The 14,035-nt window shown below is 48.4% G+C and carries 10 protein-coding genes and 2 pseudogenes; 7 read left to right on the top strand and 5 right to left on the bottom strand.

Annotated features, from left to right (window positions below; translation table 11 throughout):
• A pseudogene (locus AK963_RS35560) lies at positions 1 to 190 on the top strand (IS630 family transposase); the annotation flags it as partial.
• A 157-nt stretch (positions 191 to 347) separates the two neighbouring features.
• Here the strand turns inward: AK963_RS35560 and AK963_RS18345 are convergent.
• The gene (locus AK963_RS18345; RefSeq protein ID WP_066016890.1) at positions 348 to 1,400 is read right to left on the bottom strand and encodes a PLP-dependent cysteine synthase family protein; all 1,053 of its coding nucleotides are present in this window, start codon (positions 1,398 to 1,400) and stop codon (positions 348 to 350) included.
• A gap of 476 nt (positions 1,401 to 1,876) precedes the next feature.
• Here AK963_RS18345 and AK963_RS18350 point away from each other — a divergent pair, with 476 nt between their 5' ends.
• A complete protein-coding gene (locus AK963_RS18350) occupies positions 1,877 to 3,016 on the top strand; it encodes a multifunctional CCA addition/repair protein (RefSeq protein WP_066016891.1) in 1,140 nt (379 codons plus the stop codon).
• A 206-nt stretch (positions 3,017 to 3,222) separates the two neighbouring features.
• The gene (locus AK963_RS18355) at positions 3,223 to 6,099 is read left to right on the top strand and encodes a hypothetical protein (protein ID WP_066016892.1); all 2,877 of its coding nucleotides are present in this window, start codon (positions 3,223 to 3,225) and stop codon (positions 6,097 to 6,099) included.
• Between the two features lie 139 nt (positions 6,100 to 6,238).
• Here the strand turns inward: AK963_RS18355 and AK963_RS18360 are convergent, their stop codons facing one another.
• The 3 genes from AK963_RS18360 to tsaD all read right to left on the bottom strand — a co-directional run bounded on the left by AK963_RS18360 (position 6,239) and on the right by tsaD (position 8,259).
• Positions 6,239 to 6,622: a 2-amino-4-hydroxy-6-hydroxymethyldihydropteridine diphosphokinase gene (locus AK963_RS18360; RefSeq protein WP_066016893.1), complete on the bottom strand. Its 384-nt coding sequence runs from the start codon at positions 6,620 to 6,622 to the stop codon at positions 6,239 to 6,241.
• 6 nt (positions 6,623 to 6,628) lie between these two features.
• Positions 6,629 to 6,997, bottom strand: a complete 369-nt coding sequence (folB, locus tag AK963_RS18365; protein ID WP_066016898.1) for a dihydroneopterin aldolase — start codon at positions 6,995 to 6,997, stop codon at positions 6,629 to 6,631.
• Positions 6,998 to 7,221: 224 nt separating this feature from the next.
• Positions 7,222 to 8,259: a tRNA (adenosine(37)-N6)-threonylcarbamoyltransferase complex transferase subunit TsaD gene (gene tsaD, locus AK963_RS18370; RefSeq protein WP_066016894.1), complete on the bottom strand. Its 1,038-nt coding sequence runs from the start codon at positions 8,257 to 8,259 to the stop codon at positions 7,222 to 7,224.
• A 373-nt stretch (positions 8,260 to 8,632) separates the two neighbouring features.
• On the opposite strand from tsaD, the gene rpsU reads away from it, so the two are divergent.
• The 4 genes from rpsU to rpoD all read left to right on the top strand — a co-directional run bounded on the left by rpsU (position 8,633) and on the right by rpoD (position 13,549).
• Positions 8,633 to 8,848, top strand: coding sequence for a 30S ribosomal protein S21 (gene rpsU / locus AK963_RS18375; protein ID WP_020582360.1), 216 nt, complete (start codon positions 8,633 to 8,635; stop codon positions 8,846 to 8,848).
• A gap of 93 nt (positions 8,849 to 8,941) precedes the next feature.
• Positions 8,942 to 9,391 carry a GatB/YqeY domain-containing protein gene (locus AK963_RS18380; protein ID WP_066016895.1) on the top strand — a complete coding sequence of 150 codons (450 nt, stop codon included), beginning with the start codon at positions 8,942 to 8,944 and terminating at the stop codon, positions 9,389 to 9,391.
• 72 nt (positions 9,392 to 9,463) lie between these two features.
• Positions 9,464 to 11,449 (top strand): DNA primase, encoded by a 1,986-nt coding sequence (gene dnaG / locus AK963_RS18385; RefSeq protein WP_066016896.1) that lies wholly within the window; start codon positions 9,464 to 9,466, stop codon positions 11,447 to 11,449.
• A gap of 276 nt (positions 11,450 to 11,725) precedes the next feature.
• Positions 11,726 to 13,549 (top strand): RNA polymerase sigma factor RpoD, encoded by a 1,824-nt coding sequence (gene rpoD, locus AK963_RS18390; protein WP_066016897.1) that lies wholly within the window; start codon positions 11,726 to 11,728, stop codon positions 13,547 to 13,549.
• 296 nt (positions 13,550 to 13,845) lie between these two features.
• Here the strand turns inward: rpoD and AK963_RS35565 are convergent.
• Positions 13,846 to 14,035 (bottom strand): annotated as a pseudogene (locus tag AK963_RS35565) (IS630 family transposase); the annotation flags it as partial.

Below are 14,035 nucleotides of genomic sequence, written 5' to 3' on the forward strand. Positions count from 1 at the left end.
ACCATTCGCACCGGAGTTAAACAGCTCAGAAAGGCTATGGGAGTGGATGCGGGAGCATGACTTATCAAACAAAGCATTTTCAGGTTATGAAAATATTGTAGATTGTTGCTGTGAAGCTTGGAATAACCTTTGCAGCGAAGCTGGTCGACTGTTCAGTCTGTGCTCCCGTGATTGGGCAGTTATACAGTAGTTAGAAAATTCAATTGGTATCACTTGCCCCTTGCGGCTCTGAGAAAGTTTTGCTCAGTAGACCGTACGCACCAGTACAGCACTCCCTAACAAAATTCCTCGGAACCACAAGCTTCTGCACGAAACTCAGGACAGTTTATGAAATATCAGGGCTAGCTTTATTTGCCAGTCAGCAGGGAGAGTTCCTCAATCCATGGTTGTATATCCCCAATCTGGGCAGCAATCCAGTCAGGGTTATAACAAGTATCAAGATAGCGATCACCTGGGTCACACAACAGGGTAACGATAGAACCTTCCTGACCATTGGATTTCATTTCAGAAGCAATTTGCAGGGCACCGTATAAATTAGTTCCTGTACTCGGGCCTGCCTTTCGACCAAGTATCTTCTCAAGCCAGTGAATGGTCGCAATAGATGCCACATCAGGCACACGACGCATGTCATCAATTACACCAGGAATAAACGATGGCTCGACTCTTGGACGTCCAATACCTTCGATACGAGAGCCCTGATCAATAGTCAGGCTTGTATCTCCAGTGGAGTAATAGTCCATGAAAACGGAGTGATCCGGATCTACGACACATAATCTGGTACTCAACTTTTGATATCGAATGTAACGCCCTATGGTGGCAGAAGTCCCCCCCGTTCCGGGGCTCATTACAATCCAGCTGGGCACAGGGTATTCTTCCGCCTGCATCTGTCGAAAAATGGAATCCGCAATATTGTTGTTACCCCGCCAGTCTGTTGCTCTCTCCGCATAAGTAAACTGATCCATATAGTGTCCATTCAGCTCTCTGGCCAACCGCTGGGATTCGGCATAAATCTCACTGGAGCAATTGACCAGGTGACACTGGCCACCGTAAAACTCAATCTGTCGTATCTTGCGAACTGATGTAGATCTGGGCATCACGGCAATAAATGGCAAACCCAGTAGCCGGGCAAAGTAGGCTTCAGAAACAGCAGTACTTCCGGAAGAGGACTCAATAATGGTGGTATTCTCATCAACCCAACCATTACAGATGGCATAGAGAAATAAGGATCGGGCCAGACGGTGCTTAAGGCTACCTGTAGGGTGCGTGCTTTCATCTTTAAGATACACCTCTACTCCGTTGATCCCCGGTAATTCAAGTCGTATCAGGTGCGTGTCTGCACTTCGTTGAAAGTCCGCTTCAATTTTGCCAATGGCTTCATTGACCCATTGATGACTATTCATAACCTTACCCTCCTTCCAGGGTCAAACTACGTCCATATGAATTTATCGGGCAGAAAAAAAGCTTCATCAGGCTCTATTGAGATAGGTTCTGCTGACATAAGGTTACAAGCTCCGTGGCTTAAGCCAGAGCATCCGCTCCCTCATTACAAAAACTTGAAAGAAAGGGTTTGGGTAATCTTCTGACTACCCCGACATTGTTCCCTCTGCCCCCAAATGGAAAGCCTTGTGATTTTATGTCAACAAAGCCGGATATATGGGTACTTTCGTACTTTCCTCAACACCCAACATTCCATAGGAGATACTTTATGGCTTTAAAAAGAGAAAAGTATTTCAAAGAATATTCAAAGAGCCATTTTTATAAAATAATATTCTCCATGAAAGCAAAAATATAAAATAATATTCTAAACAAGGAAAAAGACACCTCATTTTGCTATAAACAACAATTCTTACTCTTGTATCTGGAATAGTCCTCATATATGCAAGTCTATCGGGTGGGTGGTGCAGTCAGAGATCAATTACTGGGTTTGCCTGTTAAGGACAATGACTGGGTTGTCATAGGTGCAACCCCCAGGCAGATGAAAGATCTTGGCTTTCAACCGGTTGGCCGGGATTTTCCGGTTTTTCTTCACCCCAAAACCAAAGAGGAATATGCCCTTGCCCGAACGGAACGCAAAACCGGTCATGGTTATGGAGGTTTCAGCTTTTACACCTCCATTGATATATCCCTTGAGGAAGACTTACTGAGACGGGATTTAACCATCAATGCCATGGCAGAAGACCAGTACGGGAACATCATTGACCCATATGGGGGTCAGGAAGACCTGAAAAACCGCCGGCTTCGTCATATATCGCCTGCCTTTCAGGAAGATCCTCTGAGAATCCTCAGGGTTGCCCGGTTCGCAGCAAGACTTGCACCATTTGGCTTTAAGGTTGCTGAAGAAACGCTTGAATTAATGAGCAACATGGTCAAGAGCGGAGAAGCTTCACACCTGGTACCAGAAAGAGTATGGCAGGAAACATCAAGAGCGTTGATGGAACCAACCCCTTCGGTCTACTTTCAAATTCTGGAAAGCTGCGGTGCTCTTCAAGCAGTAATGCCCGAGTTCAGATCCTTGATCCATAGCCAGACCTTATTGCACCTCAATCTGGCTGCCCAGGCAGACAGTAATGCACTGATCCGGTTTGGCTGCCTGTTCTCACCTCTCCTGCCTCAGCCCAAAGCGGAACTAATCAATAGCGTTCGAACGGTTCAAGGCGCTTCATCCAGGATGCGATTACCATCAGAGTATGCAGATATGGCACGTCTCGTCACAGAGCATGCCCAGAACCTTACTTCTGTGATTCACACCATCAACGCAGAATCCCTGATGACCCTGTTTGAAGCCACCGATGCTCTGCGTCGCCCTGAACGCTTTATCAGCCTTATTATCATTCTTTCCTATAGTTTTGAAACGGTTAAATTTAAAAAAGACCAGATCATTGAACTACTGGATAGCTGTTTATCCATTAAAGCCAAAGATGTAATAACTAAAGACATCAAAGGAAAAGCCGTTGGCGAAGCATTAAGAAAGAAACGGCTTCAGAAAATCCAATCAACAATTGAACTGAATAAATAAAATCAGCAATTAAAGTCACAGCATTAAGAGCTATTAATATTTATTTCAAGCTCTTAATGCATCACCAAACCACATTCTAATCTTTGGTATTTCATTAATTAATATCAATCTGGAACAAAACTCCAAATAAACTGTCCAAACGTTCAGTCAATAACCATTGATGTAACTAATCATAGATACAAACAAACTGAATAAGGACATATACCATGGCAACTCCCGGTCCTGTAACACACCAAGCAACTACCACTCACAACCCACCAGCCCCGCCACCTCTACCTGGAGCTAAACCGTCTTCGGTTCCTAAAGCCCAGTCTGTGGCATTAACTCAATCCACCAAAGTTGTTGACCGTTCAACCCAATTTCCGAGCGTGGCACCACGTTTACAGCTTTCTGATAGAGTTAAACAAGGTATCTCTGCCTTAGAAGCGCATAAGAATGTAAAGTTTGCGGACGAAGTCGAAGTAATACCTCCCCAAGAGGCACCTGCCGAAGCGACTCCAGCAGAAAAGCCTGCTGAGCCGGCTGCAGCAGGAAAACCTGCAGACGACAAGGCTGCTGAAAAATCAGAGAAAAAAGAAGAGCCAATTACCGTCGTTCACAAACGCAGTCTAGGTGAGCGTATTATTGTTAAGCTGAAAGTCGTGGGCTCATACCTCATTGCCCCCTTAAAGCTCATCGTTACCGTCGTTAAGTTTGCAGTAAAACCGCTACAGGATTACGTAATTACCCCTCTATACGAAGGATTCCTCTATATCTTCCAGCCAGCCAAGTATGAAGCCAGAAAACTGGAACAGAAAGCTGCTGCGGAGAAGGCAGAGCTTGATCAGAAGCGGGTAAACCGTCAGGCATTTGAAAAGGCCTGTTTAGATGTAGCCATGAAACGGCTCATTGATCTTGACAAGCAAGTTCATTGCAAAGCACTGGCCACACACTTCGGCGTCACACAACGTGAAGTCCTCGACGAGGTCATGAAGCAAGAAGCCCGTGCCGAAGCTAACCACTTGTTCAAGACACAACTGGAAACGGGCAACCTGGAGCTGAACGCACTCCGAGTGAACCCAGAAACCGGTAAGCCGGAGCTGAACTTACTCCGTGAGGATCAAGAAACCGGTAAAAAGTACTACGCTACCCGGACCTTCACTCCTGCCACAGAAAAAACCCGTGCCGCAGTTCTTGTTGTTACAGGGAAGGATAGTAAGGGTAACGATGTAGGGGAACTCCTCGATGCAGATAGTGCTGAAGTTGCCAAGAAATTGGGCAATGACCCAGCTATGGCATCAGCTCTGAATAAATACAATAAAGAGCTGGAAGAGTACGAGCAGAAATTATCGGCTTACAAAGAGGAAGACGCTAAATACAAGAAAGCCAAAGAAAAGGGCAAAACGCCTGAAAAAGAGCCTGTTCATCCTGGTGAGCCTCCAAAGCGTCCGGTACTGAAATGTACTGATGATAACGTGCTTGAAGCAATCAAGCTGGAAAGCAAACAATACCACGAAGAGCTTCAGGCCAAAGTACAAGCCCTTGCTGGAGACATTGAGAGCTTGAAGGCTGCCTTTGCAGAAGCCTACCCAAGAGCCAATACCACACAATACATCCGGATGGCGATAGAGCCTCAAGAGCATAAAGCTAACATGGAAGCATTGGTTAAGACTTCAGAAACCAGGCTCGAGGAACAGCGACAGGCTCTGAAGCAAGCTGAAGAAAGAGAAGACAAGCGTTTGGCGGCATTAATAAGCGCCGAAACCCAGCGTCTGGAAAAGGATATCGATTTCAACCAGCGACACCTGGCAATCTATGCCAAAGAGTGCGAGCTGGCATCGGTTCAGGCAGAGCTTAAAGAACTGAATGAAACGAACCTTACCCCTGAGAAAAACCGTGCACAAGACATCGATGATTGGAAAAACGGCGCACTTGTACTTGACCCTGAACATCCTGATCACGAAAAAAGAGTATCAGGAACCCGCGACAGACTGGAAATTGAGCGTTTGAAAGGCTGGGTTTACAAGGATGCGAAAGGTAAGGAGCTGGATATCTTTACCAGAGATGCCAATGGCAGAGTAACCGGTGTCGACAAAGATAAATACGCCCAGGTGAATGATATTGTCATACCAACGCCGGACAAGAGGCAAAACCCAGCTCCAGCTTACAAAGGAGTTAACATGCCTGGTCCTGATTACAGGGATCAAAAGGGCATGGAGTGGGGCCTGCGTGAAGAAGGACATTGGGCAGTCAGGGATAGCAACATCGTTGGTCTACATAAGAAAGCAGCTGTTTTCGGAAACCCAACACCAGAACTTCACGGTACACCTGAAGTTGTTGTTGCCAGTACACCTGAAACGCCTGTTGTCAGTGAACCAGAACCTCCCGTCATAGCGCCGGAAGTCCTCCCCATAGAAGCATGGATGGATGAGGCAAAGCAAGCACTTGACAACATAAAAGCCGCGAGAAGGGAACCTCACTTCGCCCTGACCACGGAAAACGTGGATACTTTTAATAAGCAGCAGGCAGCAGAAAAAAGAAGATCTGAGCCTCGTGCCGCTTCAGTAACTGGTGTTCCCTTAAGTGCTGGTGACGATTCAGAGACTGGCGATGACGAATCTGTAATGGATGGACACTTATTTGCTCGTGCAGAAGAAATAAATCAATTCAATGCAGATAGTGAGCGCCTTGGGCCGAAAATCGACAGCATGAAAGCTGCCGACCAGAGCCAAAGATACAGGGAGCGCATGGCCATGATAGCTGAGCGTGAGAACCGAGGTACGGCGCGTTCTGGCTATGATGCACCACGTGTAACCTCTGAGGATAACCCCGGTGAAGCATATCTGAAGCAGCTCAAGGCTAGAAGAGAAGCGCAGCTGACTCAGTTCAGGGAAACTCGCAGAGCCACTATGAGCCAGGTTCATGACATGAAACGACAGGCTCAGATAGAACTGGCTGGTGCCACGCAACAGTTGGAGTCAATGAGTCGACAGGAGATACGACGCTTCATCGACGCACAGAACTTCCGCAGAGAGAATGGAAGAGACCCTAAATGGGGTGAGATAGCAAACAACATACCAGGAGCCAAGGTAACAGTAGTCTAAAAAGCACTGACTGATTGCCGTGTATCTTCAGGCTAACCCCTGAATCCTCTGGCCGTCTCTTCAAGACGGCCTTTTTTTATCTTTCTTTCTGGGCTGACTGACGATGACCAGTAAACCAACCCTCTACTGACAACGCCCTTTATCGATCATTTAATAACTCAGCCACCAGAGGCCGAAACCAGGGCTCTTCAACCTGATTGACCAGTTTTTCAATTAACAAGCCCTCAGCCGGATTAACGGTCAGCAAAAGGTCAATATCCGCAGCGCAAAGGCTTTGTTCACGATCCCTGCCCAGTTGCTCTTCAAGTATCTTGCACCATTGTTGTAATGCATCAGCACTCATGTCTGATTCAAGACAAACAACTCCGTTCATATAGTCGGGGGCCTTAAGGCCAACGGCCTTTGTTCTCACCAGCTCACTGACCCTGACTTCACCAAATTGCTGTTCCAGTGCGGCGATCATCTGATGACACTGATACTCAGCATTCACATTGGAACCAATACCAAGAACAAAGACAGTCACTGTTAACTATTCCTGCCCCATCATCTGCGCACGAGTTCGCTCACACCAGACAGCAGCCAGGGCATTTGTCAGAGCCTTCGGCTTTCGAATGGTGACAGCCACCTTATCCACAGAGTAATGTTCCATCACCAGCGCAATGATCCCGCCAGCCAGGGCTTCAATCAGTTGATACCGTGACCCTTCACAAAATGCCCTGACCCGCTGGGTAATAGCATCGTAATCCAGGGCATCCTGTAAGTCGTCACTGGTAAACGCACGGGTAAAGTCGGTCGTCAGCTCCAGATCCAGCACCAATGGCTGTGGAGCTTCGTGCTCAAACTCATAAACACCGATAACCGCTTGAGTTTCTATGGCTTCTATTCGTACTTTATCCATGGGAGTCAGACTCATTCTCTTGTAATCGTGAAGACGGCAACACAGAAGGCATAAGCCCCAGAATCAAAAAGGCGCAGAGACACAACGTTTTAGCTTCCTGGGTGTTGCCTGTGAAGAAAACCACAACCCTCTTAAGCTTTGTGTTTTCGTGCCTTTGTGGTTATCTCTTATTGATTCAGTGACAGACTCAGCACAACAAGGTCAAATAACCCAGGCTCGACAACCTAACTGACCGGCTCCAGCTCTTCCATGGGCCAGCGCGGCACTGGTACTACCTCAGGCCCATCACTCTGGCCAGCCAGCAAACGTTGACAACCTGCATAGGCGATCATGGCACCATTATCCGTGCAGAACTGGGGACGGGCATAACGTAGCACAGCGCCTTCTTTTTCCACCATGGACTCCAAAGAAGCCCGCAGTGATTGATTGGCACTAACACCACCGGCAATAATCAGCTGCTTCATACCGGTCTGCTGCAATGCCCGACGACATTTGATGGTCAGCGTTGCTACCACCGCCTCTTCAAATGCACGGGCAATATCCGCACGATCCTGATCCGTAGGCTCTTTATCACTTGCCTCTTCACGACATTTAGCCACCGTATTGAGTGTATAGGTTTTCAAGCCACTGAAGCTGAAATCCAGACCTGGACGATCCGTCATAGGCCGGGGAAAGCGGAAACGCCCCTCCACCCCCTGCCCTGCAAGTCTGGCAATAGCAGGGCCGCCGGGATAATCCAGACCCAGCATCGCAGCCACTTTGTCAAACGCTTCTCCGGCAGCATCGTCTACTGACTCGCCCAGCAGCGTGTAACGGCCAATGCCATCCACCTGCACCAGCTGAGTGTGACCGCCGGATACCAGCAGGGCAACAAACGGAAACGCTACTGGTGTTTCTTCCAGCATGGGAGCCAGCAGATGACCTTCCATATGGTGTACGCCCACCGATGGAATGCCCCAGGCCCAGGCCAGCGCCTTGCCAATACAGGCGCCAACCATCAGGGCTCCCACCAGGCCTGGGCCGCGGGTGTAGGCAACCGCATCAATCTGCTCTTTGCTGATGTCCGCCTGTTCAAGCACTTCGTTAATCAGGGGCAATACTCTCTGGATATGGTCTCTGGAAGCCAGTTCAGGAACGACACCGCCGTAATCAATGTGCATATCAATCTGACTGAACAGAGCATCGCTCAGCAAGCCTTTCTCACTGTCATAAAGGGCTATGCCGGTCTCATCGCAGGAAGTTTCTATCCCGAGAACAATCATTTAACAAACCTGTGAAACCACGTTTATCAAAAACGTGTGCAAAAAATGGCTGGTAAAAACCCCAAATCAGGGTATTTCATACAGGAAAAGGATCATACGTTAAGTGGGCGTTTTTTGCATTTTTGTTGAATAAGCTTTAAAATTCGCGCCCTTGAAAAACTGCGACTAATCTGTCTTGTTAGTGTGAGTATTAACGTCCCGCTTTGGGTAAAGACCCGTCTTTTCGAAGCATGAAATTAGTAATCACAGGGGCGGATTATCGCATTCGCGCAGCATTGGCTGTAATCCAGCCGTGAGTTTTTTAGCCTTCAGTCACACTGACCGGGGCGGATTCATGGTCAACATTTGTTATTAAAAGGAAGGTGATCTCTGCATGCCTGCTGTTAAAGTTAAAGAGAATGAACCGTTTGACGTAGCCCTGCGCCGTTTCAAGCGCTCTTGTGAAAAAGCTGGTATCCTGGCTGAAGTTCGTCGTCGTGAGCACTACGAGAAGCCAACTACCGTTCGCAAGCGCAAGGCCGCTGCTGCTGTTAAGCGTCATCTTAAAAAACTGCAGCGCGAGCAGCGTCGTCGTGAGCGTCTGTATTGATCAATTGACGTCACCGTCTGTTGCATCAATCGTATGATTTACGCGTTGACTACTATTGAGCTTTGGACCCACAAACCCTAAAAGGAACGTGTCATGAGTGATTGCATTGTCAGAGACAAACTGACAGAAGCCATGAAGGAAGCCATGCGCAATCGCGACAAACCACGACTGGGTACTATCCGTTTGGCTCTGGCCGAACTGAAGCGAATTGAAGTCGATGAAAAATCATTAGACGATCAACGTGCCCTGGCAGTTCTGGACAAAATGGTAAAGCAGCGTCGCGATGCCATTGAACAGTTCGAGTCTGCCGGGCGCACGGATCTTGCCGATCAGGAAAAGCTGGAACTTGACGTTCTCGCCGACTTTCTCCCTACCCCGCTATCGGAAACTGAAATCACCGAACTGGTCGACCTCGCCATTAAAAGCACAGGCGCATCCAGCATGGCCGACATGGGCAAGGTGATGGGCATTGTCAAACCACAGGCTCAGGGCCGGGCAGACATGTCATCCATCAGCAAAATCGTTAAATCCCGGTTAAGCTGACACCCACCCTGACGGGTGATAGTATCTACTCAATAGTTATTTTCTTTCCTGTTTCAGGCGCAGCACTCCATCATGGCCGGACGGATTCCCCAGTATTTTATTGATGACCTGCTTACCCGCATTGATATCGTGGATGTTATCGATAATAGGGTTAAGCTGAAAAAAACCGGTCGCAACTACTCCGCCTGCTGCCCTTTCCACAAAGAAAAGACCCCATCTTTTACGGTGAGTCCTGACAAGCAGTTCTACTACTGCTTTGGATGCGGAGCCAGTGGTAACGCACTTGGCTTTGTCATGGACCACGACCACCTGGACTTTCCAGAAGCAATTGACACCCTGGCAGGGCAGCTGGGCCTGGAAGTCCCCAGAGAAGAAAATCCTCTCAAGCAACGCGGCCCGGACCACAGTGAACTCTATAACCTAATGGATCGTGCGGTAGACTTTTACAGCCGCCAGCTGAAACAACATGAGCAATCCCCCAGAGCATCCCATTACCTGAAAAACCGGGGGCTTGACCAGCAGACCTGCCAGCACTTTGCCATCGGCTTTGCCCCACCCGGCTGGGACAACCTGAAAAAAGAACTGGCCACATCACCAGAAAAAGAGCAACAACTGATTACCACCGGCATGCTGGTCAAAAATGAAGACCGCAACACGGTGTATGATCGATTCCGGGAACGTATCATTTTCCCTATCCGCGATAGCCGGGGCCGCTATATTGCTTTTGGCGGGCGCGTGCTTGGTGATGAAAAACCCAAGTACCTGAACTCTCCCGAATCACCTATTTTCCACAAAGGCAAAGAGCTTTACGGACTATTTGAAGCTCGGCAGGCCAATCGCAAGCTGAGCCGCATTCTGGTAGTTGAAGGGTATATGGATGTTGTTGCCCTTGCTCAGCAAGGCATCACCAACGCCGTAGCCACACTAGGTACGGCCACCACCTCTGACCACATGCAGCGACTGTTCAAAGTCGTACCCGAAGTCATTTTCTGCTTCGATGGTGATGATGCCGGCCGGCGTGCCGCATGGCGCGCATTGGAATCCACACTATCCAATATGCAGGATGGTCGCCAGGCTCGCTTCCTGTTTCTACCACAGGGAGAAGATCCGGACAGCATGGTTCGCAAGGAAGGCTCTGAAAGCTTTATTGAGCGAATCAAGAGCCAGGCTATCAGTCTTGATAATTTACTGTTCCGGGAACTTGAGTCAGAACTGGATCTGACCACCATGGATGGCCGTGCCCGTCTGGCCAAACTGGCTCAACCTTACATTGACAAACTACCAGAAGGCTTGTTTCGTCAGTTACTTTTGAAAAAGCTCTCAGACCGGACAGGACTGGATACACACTACCTGGAAGCCCACTTTCAAGAAAGCGCTCGTACCAGAGAATCAACGACAAGTCGACCAGAGCCAGAAACACAAAACACACCATCAGGCCAGGAAGAGCATTTTCATCACAGCCATTATGAGGCAATGCCTTTCTTTGATGCTGACTATGAAGAAAGGCAGTACACACCTGAGGAACATACAAATCATACCGCTCCAGAGACTTCACGCAGACTTTCACCAACCCGCCAGACCAACTCCGCAAGATTGGTGACTTCCGGTTATGCCATACGACAATTATTATGTAACCCGGAGTTTGCCCAGGAAGTTTCAGAGCCATTTGACAATCTGAAACTGGAAAACGACAGTGACAGTAAATTACTGATCGACCTGTTAACCATACTAAAAAAAGAACCGTCACTAAAAACCAGCACGCTCATTGCCCAATGGTACGGAACAGAAAAAGGAGAGCGCCTGCAGGCCTTGGCAGCCCTGGATCACGGAACCACAGCTCACCGGGATGAGTTTCTGGAAACCCTGGCAAAAATCCGCAAGAAGCATAACGAAGCTCATAATCATAATGAGCACAGCAGTTTTCTGATTTCCAGCCTGCAAAACAAGCGACCAAGCCAGCTTGATGAAGAAACACGAAAAAAATACCTGGAACTACTTGAAAGCAAGCGTCGAAGCCTCAACTATAAGGAAAGTGGCCCTCAGCTACCTAAGGAGTAAAACCCAAAGCTGTAAAAAAATAACTGCACAACAAAAAATATTAGGTATACTTGAATGTCACTGTGTCCCGTGGAACTGCATTATTGGCCACATTTCTAATTCAAACCCGGTCTGAAAACACCAAGGAAAGGTAACCCGCGTCATGGAATGCATTCCGGTACCTCGTCCAACCAAGTCGGGCCGCTGCCCTGTGGTACTACACCCAGTTTATGAGCTATAATTGCCTGCTTACGTTTTTTTGTCCGGTTCGTCAATATCCGCTGTTAAAGGGTTGATATGTCAGCAAATTCGCAACAACAATCCAGATTAAAAGAGCTTATCGCCCGTGGTAAGGAACAGGGGTACCTGACTTACGCGGAGGTTAATGACCATCTTCCGGAAGATATTTCCGACCCTGATCAGGTGGAAGATATTATCCGCATGATCAATGACATGGGCATCAGCGTCTACGAGACCGCTCCAGACGCCGATACTCTGCTCATGGCTGAAGCCGATACCGATGAGGCTGCCGCGGAAGAAGCAGCCGCAGCACTTGCCGCTGTCGAACAGGAAGCAGGAAGAACCACTGACCCGGTTCGCATGTACATGCGTGAAATGGGTACAGTAGAGCTGTTAACCCGTGAAGGCGAAATCCAGATTGCCAAGCGCATCGAGGAAGGCTGGCGTGAAGTCATGTCAGCTCTGGCTCAGTTTCCTGGTTCTGCCCAGATTGTTCTCGATGAGTACGATCGTCTTACCGAAGAAGAAGGACGCCTGACAGACGTCATCAGTGGCTACATAGACCCCGATGATGATACTGAGATCACCACCACCGACGTTGAAGAGGTTGAAATCGACGAGTCACTTGACGACGACGATGATGAAGACGGCGATGATGATGAAGAGGCTGATAGCGGACTTGATCCGGAAGAAGCCAGGGAACGCTTTACCCTTCTGAGAGATGCTCTGGAAAAAGCCACCACTGCCATTGCCAGCAATGGTCGTGATAATAGCCAGGCGGCACTTGAGGAACTGGCCGAAGCTTTCATGCCTCTGAAACTGGTTCCACGCATCTTCGACATGCTGGTTTTCAGAATCCGTAATGCCGTAGAACGCATCCGTGATAATGAACGCGCCGTAATGCAACTGTGTGTTCGTAAATCAAAAATGCCTCGCAAGATTTTCCTTAAGGCATTTCCAGGCAACGAAACCAACCTTGGATGGATCGATGAGTTGGCAGCCGGAAGCGGTGGTTACGTTGAAGCCTTGCAAAACTATCGTGAAGAGATTGTTCGTGCCCAGAAAAAGCTGGCCAATATCGAGAAAGAATTCAACCTTTCTCTGGTCCAGATAAAAGACATCAACCGTAAAATGTCGCTTGGCGAAGCTCGCGCACGCCGCGCCAAGAAAGAAATGGTTGAAGCCAACCTTCGTCTGGTTATTTCTATTGCCAAGAAATATACCAATCGTGGCCTGCAATTCCTCGACCTGATTCAGGAAGGAAATATCGGCCTGATGAAGGCCGTGGACAAGTTCGAATATCGTCGTGGTTACAAGTTTTCGACCTACGCCACCTGGTGGATTCGACAGGCGATTACCCGATCGATCGCAGACCAGGCTCGCACCATCCGTATTCCGGTTCACATGATTGAAACCATCAATAAGCTGAACCGGATCTCTAGACAGATGCTGCAGGAGATGGGCAGGGAACCAACACCTGACGAACTGGCTCTGCGCATGGATATGCCAGAAGACAAGATTCGCAAGGTACTGAAAATCTCTAAAGAGCCAATCTCCATGGAGACACCCATTGGTGATGATGAAGACTCTCATTTGGGTGACTTTATTGAAGATGCCACCATGCAGTCACCAATCGACCGTGCAACGGGTGAAGGCCTGAAGGAATCAACCCGCATGGTTCTGTCTGGCCTGACTGCTCGCGAAGCCAAAGTGCTGAGAATGCGTTTCGGTATTGACATGAACACCGACCATACTCTCGAAGAGGTAGGCAAGCAGTTCGACGTAACCCGTGAGCGTATTCGCCAGATCGAAGCGAAGGCGCTGAGAAAGTTACGCCACCCAACTCGGTCGGATCACCTCCGCAGCTTCCTTGATGAGTAATCATCAGCCATAAAAAAAGCACCGTAAGGTGCTTTTTTTATGGCCTCTTCCCCAAGGACGCTGCCACTTAAGCTTTACCAGCAGAGCCTAAACCACCGCCCCCCCACAGGAAGTTTCTTACACACATTAAATACCCGCAGGCTTATCAATACATCCTTTCAAATAAAGAGTCGGGAACTAAAGTCCGCCCCCCTCAGTCTACCCCTTAATAACAGCCAGATAACCAGCTCGAGCTATTGTACGCATAACTGCAAAACCACAAGACAACAATAAATGATACCAATTGAATTTTCTAACTACTGTATAACTGCCCAATCACGGGAGCACAGACTGAACAGTCGACCAGCTTCGCTGCAAAGGTTATTCCAAGCTTCACAGCAACAATCTACAATATTTTCATAACCTGAAAATGCTTTGTTTGATAAGTCATGCTCCCGCATCCACTCCCATAGCCTTTCTGAGCTGTTTAACTCCGGTGCGAATGGT

The organism is Endozoicomonas atrinae (assembly GCF_001647025.1).
GTDB lineage: Bacteria > Pseudomonadota > Gammaproteobacteria > Pseudomonadales > Endozoicomonadaceae > Endozoicomonas > Endozoicomonas atrinae.